We start from the raw sequence: 16,167 nt of genomic DNA, 5'->3' as shown, positions 1-16,167 counted from the left end.
ACATTTAAAGCTAATAAAATACCCACTTATTAAGCAAATTCTTATTTATAAGTAAAAATAATTTTTAAATACAATGAGTTATAAATACAATTTCAATAATTGGAAAGATATTTTAGGTCGTTATTACATCACAAAAAACTTGTCAATAATAAAATTATACAATATTTATTTTTGTGAATATCAGCCAGGATAAGAATTTATTACCTTTCCATTAATATTCATAGCGGTTAAAAATTAGTCGCTTGATGGAATAAGAACGTTTCAACATTCAAGGATGAGGACCAATACCCTTACGATTATTAACATTATTTCGTGATCGGTAGTTTAATATAATAAAACCAACTCGTAATGAGGAAACTATGCGAAAAAACAACAATAAAGTAGCAGGAAGAATACTCCTTCTTTCAAGCTTGTTTGCTGCACAGGCTTTCGCGGATGTCCAAATTTTGGGCAGTGAAAGTGAAATTTCTCAGGCTATCGCGCAAAGCTATCGCCAACCTGTGACGCTCTACAGTGGCCATTTATCTCAGCAAGATTTGCTTTACGTTAACGCAGGCAGCGCTTCTGAAGATGAACTCAACCTCGCGCAACAGCACATCGCGAATGGTGATACCGTTGTGCTCGATCTCACGACAATTGCTGGCGAAGAAGCGCAATTCTCACTGAGCCAAAAGCTCACCGGACTGGGCATTTCAGCCCCAGTGGTCGTGACTGGCACCTATCAAGGTGATTCCTTAGTCAATGCGATTGTCAGCGATGTGACCGATGAAAATGGTAACTCGCTCAATAACCCGGCCGCAGAACTGGAGAGTATCACTCAGTCTCTGCAACATGCACTTGATCGTTTTGGCTTCGGAGGTAACTAAGATGAAAACTCCCGTTATATTTACGTTTTCGTTACTCGCCGCGGCGATGAACGCCAGTGCACAAGAATATGTGCCGATTGTCGAAAAGCCGATTTACATCACCAGCTCAAAAATTAAATGTAACCTGCATACGTCTGGCGATTTTGATAATACCCGTGATTGGTGTAATGCTGGGGCGTCAATTGATGTTCGCGTTAACGTCGCACAAATGCGCTCGGTGCAATCCGCTACCGCCGCAGGCTTTACCCCGGATGCAAAAATTGTCCGCTTTACTGTTGATGCAGACAAACCCGGTACAGGCATCCACCTTGTGAACGAGCTGCAGCAAGAGCATAGCTGGTTCCAAAGCTGGGCGAACCGTCGCACCTATATTGGCCCGTTTGCTAGCAGCTACGATTTGTGGGTTAAGCCGATTTCTGGCTACACACCGAAAAAGGCACGTGATTTCCCACAAAATGAGAACAAAAACTACCAGCACCGCGACACGCATGGCTACTCGATTGGCGTGAATGGTAAAGTGGGGGCTGAGGTCAATAAGGACGGCCCTAAAGTGGGTGGTGAAGTCAGTGGTTCGTTCACTTATAACTACTCGAAAACCTTAGTATTTGATACAAAAGACTACCGCATCAACAACCGTTCTTCGCTAAGTGATTTCGATATCTCCTTTGAACGCGAATTCAGTGAGTGTGATGAACTGCGCCGTCAGGAGTTGGGTTGCTATTTTACCGCAGCTCACTGGGGTAGCGGCTGGGTGTTTGATAAAACCAAGTTCAATCCGATCTCCTACGCTAACTTTAAACCCAGTTATGACGTACTTTACGAGACGCCTGTCAGTGAAAGTGGCACCACAGACTTTGAGATTGGGGTAAAGCTTAACTACCGTGCTCGTTTTGGTACTGTGGTACCTTCGGCACTGTTCTCTGTTTATGGCCCTGCGGGGTACTCTTCAAACAGTACAACCGTTAAACAACGAGTGCGTGTAGACTGGAATCATCCGTTGTTTGAAGCCGAAGCGCACGTTACCTTGCAATCTTTGAGCAATAACGATTTGTGTCTCGATGTGTATGGTAAAGATGGCGATCAAAAAGCCATCGGTGGCGAAGTCAACGGTTGGAGCTGTCACGGCAACTGGAACCAAGTTTGGGGCCTTGATAAAGAAGAGCGCTACCGCAGCCGTGTTGCGCCAGATCGCTGCCTGACTGTTGGTAGTGACCAACGCCTCACTGTTGAGCAGTGTGGCGCAAACCTTGCCCAAAAATGGTTCTGGGAAGGCGACAAGTTGATCAGCCGTTATGTCGATGGCAGCGACACTCGCTACGTGCTAGATATCATCAGCGGCCAAACTGTCGGCGTCAGCCCTGAATCCTCAGCAACGCATGCACGCTGGAAACCCACTCTGCAACAGATCAAACTTTAAGCAGCCTAGCGCTCTCGCATTCAGCGGGAGCGCTTTACTTCTAACCAGAGAACGCTCGTTTGCTCAAAAACCAACCATAAAAGTTCCAAAACGCCATTTCGTAACACGTTGAAAATGAGAGACATCATCCATATTTGCAACTTAATATCTTGTTTTATTAATATTATTAATTGAAATGTAACATTTCTCACAGAAAACTTTGTCAATCAATACGAAAATCCAACCGATTTCGAACGAAACATTTTGCTCGTTCGCACTTTAGAAGAAACCACCCGCTCTCTACTCAACATTCTTTTGTTCGGGGCCGTTTCTATACCATCGCAAAACACAAAGTAAAGAGGCTTACCATGTTTGGTATATTCAAACCCAAAGCACATATCAATCGCCTACCCGGCGAGAAAATCGATAGTGCATACTCCCGCCTGCGCTGGCAGTTGTTTATCGGCATTTTTGTTGGCTATGCTGGCTACTATCTGGTACGTAAAAACTTCAGTCTGGCGATGCCCTACCTGATTGAACAAGGCTTTAGCCGCGGTGATCTCGGTGTCGCACTGGCAGCGGTATCCATCGCTTACGGCTTATCTAAATTCTTAATGGGCAGTGTTTCCGACCGTTCTGATCCGCGCTACTTCCTCAGCGCAGGCTTGGTGATGTCTGCCTTAGTCATGTTCTGCTTTGGCTTTATGCCTTGGGCAACCGGCAGCATTACCGCCATGTTTATCTTGCTGTTTTTGAACGGCTGGTTCCAAGGCATGGGATGGCCTGCCTGTGGCCGAACCATGGTGCACTGGTGGTCACGCAAAGAGCGTGGTGAAATTGTCTCAGTGTGGAACGTGGCGCACAACGTAGGTGGTGGTTTGATTGGTCCTATCTTCCTCTTCGGTTTGTGGATGTTCAATGACGACTGGCGCACCGCTTTCTACGTACCTGCCTTCTTCGCTCTATTGGTTGCGGTATTTATTTGGATCACCATGCGCGATACGCCTCAATCTTGTGGCCTGCCACCGATTGAAGAGTACAAAAACGACTACCCAGATGATTACGACACCTCACACGAAAAAGAGATGACGGCCAAAGAGATCTTCTTTAAGTACGTGTTTAACAACAAACTGCTTTGGTCTATTGCGATTGCGAATGCCTTTGTTTACTTGATCCGCTACGGCGTTCTCGACTGGGCTCCGGTATACCTGAGAGAAGCTAAAGAATTCACCGTTGACAAATCGTCTTGGGCTTACTTCCTTTACGAATGGGCGGGTATTCCGGGTACCCTGTTGTGTGGTTGGATCTCAGACAAACTGTTCAAAGGCCGTCGTGCGCCAGCGGGCATTCTGTTTATGGTGTTGGTAACGCTTGCGGTACTCGTTTACTGGTTTAACCCAGCAGGCAACCCTGGTGTCGACATGGCAGCGCTGGTGGCTATCGGCTTCCTCATCTACGGCCCTGTGATGCTTATTGGTCTGTACGCACTCGAACTTGCGCCGAAAAAAGCCGCTGGTACTGCTGCTGGTCTAACGGGTCTGTTTGGCTACTTGGGCGGCGCGGTGGCAGCAAACGCGGTACTGGGTTACACCGTTGACCACTTTGGCTGGGATGGTGGCTTTATCATCTTGATCGGCTCTTGCATCACCTCAATTGTTTGTTTGACTTACGCACTGCTGGGCGAACGCGCTCATCACGAAGCGAAGAACAAACAGAAAGAAGCAGTTGCTTAATTAAACTTCCTCAAGCCCGTTTTTTACTGCCGTAAGCTAACGGGCTATTTTCTGCGCGAAAGTGTCATCATAGTTACATTTTCGAACGTCAGGATACTCCTTCGAAAATTTAGTGAAAACAAACACAAGGAAAATTCCATGAAGCTCTCCCCTCTCTATTTCGCTCTCGCCGCCTTGGCGGCTGGCAGTGTGACCGCGAAACCTTTGGTGATTGCACACCGCGGCGCTTCTGGTTATTTGCCAGAGCATACACTGGAAGCCAAAGCGTTGGCTTACGCCATGAAACCAGACTACATCGAGCAAGATGTGGTGATGACCAAAGATGATCAGTTGGTTGTACTGCATGACCATTATCTTGATCGCGTGACGGACGTCGCGGAGAAGTTCCCAGATCGTGCCCGTGCGGATAAACGCTACTACGCCATCGACTTTACGTTAGCTGAGATCAAATCGCTGCGAGTCACCGAAGGTTTCAACATCGATGACAAAGGCAACAAAGTGGCTGGCTTCCCGAACCGTTTCCCGATGTGGAAAGGCGATTTCACCGTCCCCACCCTGCAAGAAGAGATTGAACTGATCCAAGGGCTTAACAAAACGTTAGGTTACGATATTGGCATCTACCCAGAGATCAAAGCACCTTGGTTCCATCGCCATGAAGGCAAAGACATCAGTACTGCGGTATTGAAAGTGTTGAAGCAATACGGCTACACCAATCAAGAGAGCAAAGTCTATCTGCAATGTTTCGACCCGATTGAGCTTAAACGCATTAATAACGAGTTGATGCCAGCGATGGGAATGGATCTGAAACTGGTGCAGCTTCTTGCCTACACGGATTGGAACGAAACCATGGTTTACCAAGGTAACACTGCCACACCATACGATTACGACTGGTTCTTTAAGCCCGGCGCGATGAAAGAAGTGGCAACCTACGCAGAAGGGATTGGCCCTTGGAAACCGATGCTCGTGGATGACAAATCAACCAAAGATAATCTGATTGTTCTACCGCTCATGCAAGAGGCCAAACAAGCCGGCCTTGCAGTACACCCTTACACGTTCCGCGCAGACCCTGGCCGTATTGCGCCATACGCAGAAAATTTTGCTGGCATGCTGGACGTTTTCTATAACAAGGTCAAAGTAGACGGTCTATTTACCGATTTTCCAGACAAAGCCGTGCACTTTTTGTCCGAGCAAAAATAAACCGTTATGACTCAAATCAGTTGAATCATCGGTCAGAACAACCTGATTGCCAAAACCGCCGAAGAGGAGTTTGCCCTGCTTGATAAGGCGCAGAGCGAATTGGAAGCGGCCTAATTCAAGCCAAAGTGAACGAACACGATACTCACTCTAGCGATGAGAGTGAGTATCGTCGAGGCGTAGTCTCGCTAAGACTGCGCCGCTGCCATCTTCCCCGCTCAAAAAAGCTAAGCCTTTGTGAGTAAAACGCATCAAACCAGCTTGTGTTTCAACCAAACTTGCGAGCGCCAACGCCTTGCCATGATGAGACCGCGGAACCACTCGTCGAGGGCAATCGCCATCCATGCGCCGAATACGCCGTAGCCCCAGTGAATACCGAGCAGATACGAAAACACCACGCCCAAGCCCCACATGCTCAAAATGCCCATTTGCACTGGGAATTTGATGTCCCCCGCCCCTTTGAGCGCCGAGATGAAAATCAGGTTAAACACACGCCCCGCTTCCAACACAATAGAGCCCATAACTAAGGAACCGGCTAACATGAGGATCTCCGGCTGCTGAGTAAACAGCGTTAAGATCGCATCACGCATCAAGTAGATGCAGCTCGCCACCGCCACCGAAGAAACAAAGCCAACCAAGAAGTAGATTTGCACCCGTTTGGTGATGTTCTCTATCCACCCTTTACCAATGTAGTAACCGGTTTGAATTTGCGTTGCTTGGCCAATGGCTAAAGCAAACGCAAAAGAGAAGCGTGCGATATTTTGCGCATAGGTAAACGCCGCCAGAGACGAGGTACCCATCTGCACCACAAAATAGACGATGGTGATTTGCGCCATGTTGTACGAAAGCACTTCCCCTGCATTCATACCGCCGATTTTGAGGATTTTCTTATAGACCGCGCAGGGCACTTGTGCGAGAGAACGCATCGGCAACTCAATTGAGCTGCGCCACAGTAGCACGCCCAAAATCGTCGTGCCGATCACTTGGCTGGCCACCGTTGCAATCGCCACGCCTTGCACGCCATACACAGGCAAACCAAACGGCTGATAGAGTGCAATGTAGTTGCCGATGATGTTGAGTACGCCACTGATGAGGTTAACCGTCATGGGCGAGCGCGAATAACCGTGGCTGCGCAAAATGGTGGTAAACACGATGCCAATGGTGACGTTAAAAGTCATCGCACCGCTGATGAGCAGATACTCTTGCGCGTATTGTTCCACCTGCGCTTCCAAACCGTAATAGGGCAACAAATGCGTTGCACCGAGCACCGCCAACACGCTGAGGATCACCCCAATCACGCTGGAAAGCGCAATACTTGCCACCCCAACGTGGGTGGCATCTTGATCGCGGCCTGCACCGTTGTATTGGGCAATGAGAATCCCGGTGCCGCTGCTGACAAAGGTAGAGACAATGATGAGGAAGAATGTCAGTTGGGTGATCACGCCCACCGCGGAAACCGCTTTGTCTGAATAACCAGAGAGCATGAATACATCACTGGTGCCGAGCGCTGTCCGTAGCAAAATCTCCACTAATATCGGCCACGCGAGCGTCACGATAGACATGCGCTGGTTGATATTTTGGGTTTTAGCCATTTTGTTGACCTTAAATATGAAAAATCGATCGTCGGAAAAACGAAAAACTGCTCCACAAAAGGGTTGCAGAGCAGTCTGAATGAACAATAAAAATGTGCGTCTTATTGTATAGGAACTGCGCAAAAAGACACACAAAATTCATGGCTAAATGTGGTGCAAACTGGCGGCGCCTATTCCTCTTGTCGCTCAAAGCGTAAGGTTTGCAACACTGCGCCTTTTTTCACAAATTGGCTTTCTAGCCAGTACACACCCGATGACAGAGAGATCGCACGACCTTCCACTTTGACACTCTGCCCGTTGGTACCATTGGTCGGCAGCGACATAGCAAACTCACCATTGATACTCAAACTGCAAGACGATTGCGCCAACGCTTCTCGATCGTAGGCCATCTGAGCAAAACAAAGGTAGGTGCCGCTGTGTTCTACCTGCAACAAACACTGGCTGGCACTTTGGCTGTTGAGTTCGATGGTTTGATCCGCAAAACAGACGGGGGCCGATTCAGGCACGGCGTGACGCGCCTGTGCCGAAAGTGGTGCAAAAGGTTTCACCGCTTGATACGCCTGCAATGGTCTTTGCATCACAGGCGCTTGCAAAATAAAGCGGCAGATGTTCATCGCGCTGCGTTGCAACTCGCCTAACGTCAACTCACCTTGCGCTAACGCCTGTAATGTGTCGTCGTCCATCGGGTTGCGCTCGGCGGCGTCGTTTTCCACCACCATGTAGAGATCATTTTGCGCTCGTAGCATGTAGCCAGTGAAGCGCTTACTCTCTTTGCCCCCGTCAACGGGGTGATTCATTTTTGCCCACCAGTCGGTCATCACAATGCCGGTGTATCCCCATTCACCACGCAAAATAGTGGTGTTGAGATCGTAGTTAGACGCCGCCCAATGACCGTTGACCGGATTGTAGGAAGTCATGATGGTGGACGCCTCACCATACTTCACCGCCATTTCAAATGGCTTGATGTGGATTTCACGCAGCGCGCGCTGCGACATCACGCTGTCCACATCCACGCGTGCGGTTTCTTGATCGTTGGCCGCAAAGTGTTTGATGGTGCCAGAAACGCCCGCTTGTTTTAAACCTGTGGTTTGCGCCGCCGCGATCCAACCCGTTAATAACGGGTCTTCGGAGAAATATTCGAAATTACGACCATTGAGTGGGTGGCGATGAATATTGATGCCGGGGCCAAGTAACGTATCGATTTGGTACGCTTGCAATTCTTGGCCAACCAGATAATACAACTGCTGATTGAGCGCCGAGTTCCACGTGCAGGCAAGCAGCGTTCCAATCGGCACTTGCGTCGCTTGATGGCCACTGTCCATACGAATCCCAGACGGACCATCGGCCGCCGCGGCCACCGGAATGCCCAGCTCAAACAGCGAGTCACACACCCCGCCAAACGCCGCCGCCGTACCCGGTGTCACTTTCGAGCTGCACATTCCTTCTCCACGGACAAGAGTCGCCAATTGCGCTGGCGTCAGTTGAGCAATGAAAGCTTCTAAATCGGCTTGGCCTTGGGCAACATCGGCCAACTTAATCCCTTGATCGCCCGTAAAAGCATAGGTTGGCGGCAAGTTGGCTTCAATTCGCTGCGCCAAATCCACCGTACGCAATGGCACAGGCTGATAGCCAGTTTGATAGACGCCATTGGCTTGGCGCTCGGCGGGCACTAGGCGTTCAAACTCACGCGTTGGGGCACAGGCTTCTGCAAGGGTTTCTAGCACCCGCAGTTGGTCGAGTTGCCACACGGCATCAAGCAGCTCGGCTTGGCGTACGCTCCCCCCAAGGTAGAAACGGTATTCACCCGCTTCCAACACATAACTGTTTTTGTGCCCTGTCACGCCGCTGTCGTCATAGGAAGCCAAAGCCCACAACGGCACGGTAATTTGCACTCTTTCACGGCCATTCGGTGCAATTTCATCGCTTTTATTAAAACCACACAGCACACGTACGGGTTTGCCGAGTTTTCCTTGCGGCGCTTCCACATAGAGTTGCACCACTTCTTTGCTGCTAAATTGTTGGCCGACATTACGAACCTCAATATCAAACGTCAGCGCGTTGGCATTGGTGAGATCGCCGCCAGCATCGGCCACGTCACTAGAGCACTGCACCAAACGGCGTTCAAATTGGGTATAAGATAAGCCCGCACCAAACTCAAACTGCACCGCCTCTGGGGCAAAGGTTTCAAAGTAGCGATAGCCGACGTAAATGTCTTCAACATAGAGATTGAAGTCTTTGCGGCCAAAATGGGCAGATGAAGGGTAATCTTGCAAACGATAGGCGATGGTGTCGGTCAAACGACCACTGGGTGAAACAGCGCCAGAGAGCACATCGGCCAGCGCGTGGCCCCCTTCCATCCCCGCCGCCCAGCTGTAGAGCACCGCTTTGATCGCTTGATGGTTTTCAAGGTCAGTTAACCACGACATATCGATAATATTGGTCACATTCATCACCACGGCCACCGACGTAAAATGACGGCACACTTTGGTTAGTATGTCCGTTTCCAGCTCGGTTAAGCGGTAGCTGCCGGCTTCATCGGCGTAATCTTTATCTTCACCAGCAGTGCGGCCAATAAACACGATCGCTTTGTCAGACTGCAACGCCGCCTGTGCCACCAGCTCATCGGTCAATGGCATTTCATGTTGAAACCACGGCTCAGCCGCCCAACCACCGCCGCCATCATCAAATGGATGATGCGCCAGCCAAGATTGATAGGTCGCGATCAGCGCCTGATTCAGCGTAAACGATGCATTAGATTGCAGCCCTTGCAGTGCATTAACGGCATACGGCACATTGACCGCCCCGCCAGACCCCGTGCCACTGCGATAGGTATCCACTTGACAGCGGCCAAAAAGAGAAACCACCTCTGATGGCTGAATAGGAAGGGCTTGGTCGTCATTTTTCAGCAAGACGATGCCTTCTGCCGCCGCTTGACGGCTCACCGACACCAGTGCTTGCTGCGCTTTGTCTATCGCTGGGTTTCTCATCGCTCTATCGCCTTATTTTTGCCTTTGGCATTCTCATTGATTGAGCTTCAGTGTAAGCTTGCCAAGTGCGCATTTCTACCAATATACCGACCAATAAAAGGAAAATAGCGACATTAGCATCACCTATCAACTGCAGGAGCATCTGCGATATCCGCATGTAAAATTTGCTTATGTTGATGGCCACCATCACAGTGATTTTGGCCTGCACAAACACGACTTTTCTGAGCTGTTTTTGGTCGTCAGTGGCAAAGGCAACCACCTTGTTGCTTCGCATGTTTATCCTCTCAGCGCGGGGGATGTGTTTGTGATTAACGGTGACATTGAGCACGCCTTTCAAGATGTTGAGCAGTTGGAAATCATTAACTTGATGTTTGAAGCTGGCACGCCCTTTTTCGAAACGCCCTCATTGAGGATGTTGTCGGGCTATCAGGCGATGTTTAAGGTCGAGCCGATTGCCCGCCAAACCGGTGAATATCGCGCCAAGCTCACGCTTGATGACGAGCAACTGCCGCAAATTGCCCAGTTGATTGAAGCGATTCGAATTGAATACCAGCAAGGGGAAAACGGCTTTGAAACCATGCTCACCAGTTTGATGCAGCAATTGGTGATTACTCTGGCACGCATGTACCAGCAACAAACGCACGATCTGCCGAAAACCACACTGGCACTGAGCCGAGCGCTGATTTTTATTGAGCAGCATTTTGCCGATGGCAGCATTCACAGTGGGGATATTGCCCAAGCCGCGTTTATCAGCCAGCGTCAATTGGAACGGCTGTTTAAGCAGTTTCTCAACACCTCACCCAATCTTTACTTGCGTGAAATGCAGCTCAACTATGGGCGCGATCTCTTGAGTAACGAACCTGGTATGTCGATTCAGCAAATATCGGAGCTGTGTGGGTTCAGTGACAGCAACTATTTTTCCAAATGCTTTAAACAGAAGTTTGGTCAAAGCCCACGCCAATACGTGGCGCAACAAAAATGAAAAAAGCCGCTCGGTTGAGCGGCGTGATGAATGGCAGTGGTTTGCATTCATGCAACAAAAACAAGTTCCCCCGTATCGTCGACTTGCCTGTCGCAAAATGGGCGTGGCGTTCCCCAACGATCTCACGCCCTACTAGGTAATCTCTCCCATTACCTCGTGTGGTTTACCACCACATGTCTGCTTGAATACCCACTAGAAGGTCCGCTTTGTCACGCGCGGAACCGTCAAGGTACGTGGCGAGGAAACGAATCTCCGGCGCAGGGCCAAAGCCAGTTGGCACGATAATGGTTGGAGCAACCGTCAGTTTGTAGTTGGTCGCATCGTCACCCACGCCGTTTGCGTCTTCCCACTTGTTGTACTGATAACCTGCTTCTGTCGCGATGAAGAAGTTCTTTGAAACTGGGAAAGAAGGACGAATCATCGCCGATGCCCAGCTGTCTTTGCCACCGTTATCGAGATCATTATATTGACCTTGAATCGAATGGAAGATGCTCACGCCATTTTCAAAGAAGTAACCACCCCAGACCAGTGCTCGAGCAGAAATATCGCCACTTTCGACTTTTTTCATGTTGGCCGGACCTTCCAACGCGCCATTGCCCGGTTTCCATGCGTTGTAAGTGGTGAGCGTGCCGCCAAGTAGCTGACCAGAACCCAAACCTTTACCTGCTTGCGCGATGTACTTAGTAAAGCCTTTGTCTGACAGGCCAAACACACTATCTGTATGGACGATGGCCGTCATTTCCATACCATTACTCGCGTACTCTTTACCATCGACCATGTTATCTGGTAAATATTTCGCCATGGCATGCAATTCAACGCCGTCTAAATCGACACCAACGTGAACAGAGTGCATTGGGTTGTTCGCATTCAGCGCCCACCACTCACCTTCGGCATTGTCACTAGCGATGTAAGCGAAATCCCATTTGTAACCACCAAGTTGAACACCTTCGATACCCGCTCCGGTGCCGGACATATCGGTGTAGAAGAAGTCGGTCATAAAGATGTAGTTGTCTTTACCGTAGAAGCGCGTACCGCCCCAAAGCGTGCCCGTTTCGGTCACACCATCAAACTCAACGAAGGTTTCCACCATACCGATGCTGCTGTTCGCCGCATCGGCGTTAGTGCCAAGTTGGTTGTTGCCGGCTGACTGTGCGTTATCGGCACCGACGCGCGTTTTGATGCGGATTTTTTGCCCGTCATCGTTTTCAAAATTTTTCTGTAGCGCAAGCTCAAAGTGGTTGTCCGATTCAATACCCAAGCGACCTAGACGCTCTTTCGATGCTGGGAATTTCGCACGTTTGAAATCATCGTTTTCGCTGTAAAGCGCACCAGCACGGAAATAACCGTGGAACTCAAAACCATCGGATTTTTCAGCGTGAACAACTGGCGCTGCGGATAAACCCGCAGTCGCGACTAGACAAGCAAGGGTAAGCTTAGAAAGTTTCATATTAACTCCATGTTCCATCATTAGCCCCTAAAGAAAGCGCTTTCTTTGTTATGTATAAAAAAACTGAACATATATAAAAAGATGCAGACCAACACTCCACATCTATTTCATCAAGCAAGGCTAATAAAATAAGGCCTCAAAGGCTTTGTTCAGTGCAGGTAAAGTATAAAAGGATCCTCTGCCGTAAAACCGTGATCGCCCCCACTAAAGAAAGCGTTTTCTCGGGCATTTATCACAAATTGCTATTTCACTAATCAATCAATGAAGAAAAGATTTCTCTCGGTTTATCATAGTGAAAATCGAGTAGGAGGAGGCCTCACGGCCTCCATCCTCTCACACCACCGTACAAGCGTGGGTCGCATACGGCGGTTCCGAATATACCTTTAGTGACTCATACCCATCTCTCAATGAGTACAATCCCCTCTCCTTGAACCATTTGATTGGCATGGCGTGATTCAACTGGGGCGAGAGGGCTAAGTGCCACCACCCTTTATCTGACATCGCCAGCTTCCACGCATTTCGCTCTGTTACACCTTGGCGTTGTAACCATGTCGCTATGCTGTATCTGCGTTTGCGCTGTTTCAGGCGATAGCATCTCAACCGACGCCGTATCCATTCGTCTAAGCGCTGCATCGCACTTTGACCTATGGCGAGCTTGAAGTAGTGCTGCCAACCTCGTAGGTATTGGGTTAACTCGGTGATGATTACCGACAACTCTCGACCTCGATTTCGCTTCGTTATTTTCCGCACTCGCTTCTTCATTTGAGCTTGTGCCGATTTTGATATCCGGAGAGTTCCGTCTATCTTGAAGCTATGGCTTAGGTAGGCTCGCTCCGTCACTCTTGTTGCTGCACTTTTCTCTCGATTTACCGTGAGCTTTAGCTTCTGCTCCAAGAACTCCGTTATCGACTCTTTGACTCGATGGGCGGCCTCCTCACTACGAACGTAGATTTGGCAGTCATCTGCATATCGACAGAACTTATGCCCTCTTCGCGCTAACTCTTTGTCCAGTTCATCTAATACGATATTAGAGAGTAACGGAGATAATGGACCACCCTGTGGTGTTCCTCGTTGTCTTCGCTCTACTAACCCATCTCGCATTAAGCCTGCCTGTAGATAGGACCTGATGAGCTTTAATACTCGTTTATCACTGATGTCCTTAGATAATCTGTGCATCAGCCTATCATGGTTCACCGTGTCGAAGTATTTGGCTAGATCGATATCCACTACATAACCCCGCCCTTCTCTGATATAGCGGCTTGCTGCCGCAAGCGCATGATGCGCACTGCGGTTTGGCCTGAACCCATAACTGCTGTTGGAGAACTTCGGCTCATAGATGTCTGACAGTACTGATGTGATCGCCTGTTGGACTATCCTATCCAGTACCGTGGGGATGCCTAATTGCCTGACGCCACCAGTCGTTTTAGGGATTTCTACACCCAGAACAGGTTGAGGTTGGTAGCTTCCGTCCAGAAGACTCTGGCGGAGCGCTTGCCCGTTTGAAGCTTGTCGAAGTTTAGAGATGGTCGCTGCGATGTCGAGTCTGTCGACACCTGCGCACCCCTTGTTCTTCTTCACGCGTCGAAGGGCATGGTTCAAATTCGCTGAGGAGCTGATTTGTTCCATCAGCGGAGTGGGGGTCACCAAGACTCGTCCTCCTTTCTACGCCGATCATGCTTGTCATTCTTCGTGACCATGAGCTTTACTTGCGGTATTGCCCATTGGGACGTAGAGATGATTTTCATCTTGCTATGACTCCACATGATTGAGTGTCTAGTGACTGCTTCTTGATATATTCAGTTCAGGCCTTCCTTTGAGTTGTACTTCCTCAAAGTACTATGCCTTCTGCTGACTTCTCATTGCCCATCACACAACATCACTGCTGTATTAGTCTCATCTGAGACAGGCAATGAGATCTCCCGAGGTAAGACGTTGCTCTTTCCCTTGGTCATGCCTGATTTACCTATACACACTTCCCGTCGAGGCATTGGGCTATTCTATCTATTGCTAGGTTACCCAAGTTGTACAGGCCTACTATCAGGTTTCTGTTCGTCACAACCAAGTTTTGCCGTTTGCTTCCTTCAGGTTTCACCTCACGGTGAACACCCTTGCATAGGCTAACGGTTCTCGCTCGACTGAGCCCGTAGAGGACTTTCACCTCCTAGATCAACGCCATGCTCGGCGCACAACGAAAAAAGCTCGTGATTTTCACCACGAGCTTTTTTGATAGACGCCAATTAGCGCTTTTCGAAACGAATGTTATCTAAACTGAACGTCATTGCGGCTGTCGGTTCAAACACCAATAAATTATTGATTATACTCGGATCTGCTTTATTGCCAGCCGCAAAGCGGTTGGACTGAGCTAACAGATCCGCCAGTTTGATGCGCACTTCACCCCATTGCCCCATCGGTGGCAGTGCCACCGTCATGTCACTGGTTTTTGGCCAGCCGCTGTCGATTTTCACCATTAACTCACTGCCATCGGTCATCGACTCCACCTTGATATCAAAGATCAACTCACCACTCTCTAACCAATGGCTCACATCGGTGGTGGGTGAGCGGAAATAGAGGTTGCCCGCACCGTTTTGCTTGGTGATCTTCAACACTTGACTATGCTCACCATCGGCCACTTCTTGGTGAGACACGATATCCATTGGATCATAGCTGCCGTAGGCCAAGTTACTGTTGAGGCTTTCAGAGAAAATATCTAAGTTTGGACCATCGGCGTAGCTATCGTCTTGCGCCAAAATCGCTGGGGCTTTATGCCCATTGACCTTCACCGCCTGCTCACCGACTGTCGCACAACCTTTGCCTTTCCAGCGATCAACCGAGCAGCGATACACCTTCACGTAATCCACCAGCATGGTTTTGGGGAAGTCCGACTTATCTACGCCTTTCTCATTCGCATTGGCCGCCCAAGAGCCGCCCACGGCAAGGTTGAGCAGCAAATGAAAACGCTCATCAAACGGTGCTGCGCCTTTGGCGTTGACCAAAGCACCATCGACTTTGTATTGGCTGTACCACTCGTCTTGCGTTTGTGTGGCGTAGTGAATGTTGTCGACGTACCAACGAATTTCCCCTTCTTCCCACTCAATCGCATAGGTGTGGAAGTCATCTGCTGGGTTGATGTTGTTAGGCAGCGAAGCGCCTTGACCACTGTAGACATTGTCTGGCCACGTTTTGCCATAGTGCAGGCTGCCGTAAATGCGATTTTCAGCATCACCCGCTTGCGCTCCCGGCGCATCGGATTGTGCTTTTAAGTTAACTGCTTCCATAATGTCGATTTCACCAGAGGCCGCCCAAGTGCCATATTTAGCATCTGTGGGCAGCATCCAAATCGCTGGCCACGTTCCCTGCCCAGATGGCAATTTGGCGCGAATTTCAAAACGGCCATATTTGTGGTCACGCTTGTCTTTAGAGCGCAGACGTGCCGAGGTAAACGGCAAAGTTTTGTTCATCCCCGGTTTACCATCGGCATCATCCGGGCCAGTGAAACTCTCTTTGTGCGCCACGATGTGCAAGTAGCCATCTTGAACAAAAGCATTGCGACTGCGCTTGGTATAACACTGCTGCTCGTTGTTGCCACCACCCCAACAGTTTTGTTCAAGGCTCCAATTGCGCTTGTTGATTTCACTCCCATCAAACTCATCCGCCCATACCAGTTGCCACTTTGCGCTCGGTAGCGTAGGTTGATCTTGTAGCATCACTGGCTTTTTAGTTTGAACAAAATCGGTACCGGAAGCGCTCTCACTCGAACCTGTTTGGCTACAACCCGCTAGCAAACCGATTGAAATCGCAATGGCGATTTGATGGCACTGAAAATATTTGTTTTTTCTCATGTTTTCTCCCTCAAGAGTATTTCATCATGCTAATTCGTCTAATGTGCACGTTTATCCCTCGCACAAAGAAAGCGCTTTCTTTGTGCAGAAAAAAATGTGGGCACGTGACGGCCCACAAGAAACGCCCCCAA

10 protein-coding genes are annotated in these 16,167 nt (G+C 49.3%); 5 read left to right on the top strand and 5 right to left on the bottom strand.

Annotated features, from left to right (window positions below):
- Window positions 1–359 precede the first annotated feature (359 nt).
- From EWA64_RS18530 to glpQ, 4 genes are all read left to right on the top strand, one after another.
- Window positions 360–866: a hypothetical protein gene (locus EWA64_RS18530; RefSeq protein ID WP_061895738.1), complete on the top strand. Its 507-nt coding sequence runs from the start codon at window positions 360–362 to the stop codon at window positions 864–866.
- Window position 867: 1 nt separating this feature from the next.
- Window positions 868–2,283, top strand: coding sequence for a leukocidin family pore-forming toxin (locus tag EWA64_RS18525; RefSeq protein WP_061895739.1), 1,416 nt, complete (start codon window positions 868–870; stop codon window positions 2,281–2,283).
- A 347-nt stretch (window positions 2,284–2,630) separates the two neighbouring features.
- Window positions 2,631–3,995 (top strand): glycerol-3-phosphate transporter, encoded by a 1,365-nt coding sequence (glpT, locus tag EWA64_RS18520; RefSeq protein ID WP_039435284.1) that lies wholly within the window; start codon window positions 2,631–2,633, stop codon window positions 3,993–3,995.
- 138 nt (window positions 3,996–4,133) lie between these two features.
- Complete coding sequence (glpQ, locus tag EWA64_RS18515) at window positions 4,134–5,192, top strand: glycerophosphodiester phosphodiesterase (protein WP_061895740.1); 1,059 nt, start codon at window positions 4,134–4,136, stop codon at window positions 5,190–5,192.
- Window positions 5,193–5,440: 248 nt separating this feature from the next.
- Here glpQ and EWA64_RS18510 read toward each other — a convergent pair whose 3' ends face one another.
- Window positions 5,441–6,781 (bottom strand): MATE family efflux transporter, encoded by a 1,341-nt coding sequence (locus EWA64_RS18510; RefSeq protein ID WP_061895741.1) that lies wholly within the window; start codon window positions 6,779–6,781, stop codon window positions 5,441–5,443.
- 170 nt (window positions 6,782–6,951) lie between these two features.
- Window positions 6,952–9,768 (bottom strand): glycoside hydrolase family 3 protein, encoded by a 2,817-nt coding sequence (locus EWA64_RS18505; protein WP_061895742.1) that lies wholly within the window; start codon window positions 9,766–9,768, stop codon window positions 6,952–6,954.
- 112 nt (window positions 9,769–9,880) lie between these two features.
- Here EWA64_RS18505 and EWA64_RS18500 point away from each other — a divergent pair, with 112 nt between their 5' ends.
- Window positions 9,881–10,750 carry a helix-turn-helix domain-containing protein gene (locus EWA64_RS18500; protein WP_061895743.1) on the top strand — a complete coding sequence of 290 codons (870 nt, stop codon included), beginning with the start codon at window positions 9,881–9,883 and terminating at the stop codon, window positions 10,748–10,750.
- A 163-nt stretch (window positions 10,751–10,913) separates the two neighbouring features.
- Here the strand turns inward: EWA64_RS18500 and EWA64_RS18495 are convergent, their stop codons facing one another.
- The 3 genes from EWA64_RS18495 to EWA64_RS18485 all read right to left on the bottom strand — a co-directional run bounded on the left by EWA64_RS18495 (window position 10,914) and on the right by EWA64_RS18485 (window position 16,036).
- Window positions 10,914–12,197, bottom strand: coding sequence for a carbohydrate porin (locus EWA64_RS18495; RefSeq protein WP_039442888.1), 1,284 nt, complete (start codon window positions 12,195–12,197; stop codon window positions 10,914–10,916).
- Between the two features lie 333 nt (window positions 12,198–12,530).
- Window positions 12,531–13,823 (bottom strand): group II intron reverse transcriptase/maturase, encoded by a 1,293-nt coding sequence (gene ltrA, locus EWA64_RS18490; RefSeq protein ID WP_061895744.1) that lies wholly within the window; start codon window positions 13,821–13,823, stop codon window positions 12,531–12,533.
- 611 nt (window positions 13,824–14,434) lie between these two features.
- Window positions 14,435–16,036: a glycoside hydrolase family 16 protein gene (locus EWA64_RS18485; protein ID WP_061895856.1), complete on the bottom strand. Its 1,602-nt coding sequence runs from the start codon at window positions 16,034–16,036 to the stop codon at window positions 14,435–14,437.
- Between the last annotated feature and the right edge of the window lie 131 nt (window positions 16,037–16,167).

Source organism: Vibrio cidicii (assembly GCF_009665415.1).
Taxonomy (GTDB): Bacteria; Pseudomonadota; Gammaproteobacteria; order Enterobacterales; family Vibrionaceae; genus Vibrio; species Vibrio cidicii.
Note: the sequence above shows the minus strand (reverse complement) of the source record. Positions and strands in the feature narration are given on the sequence as shown.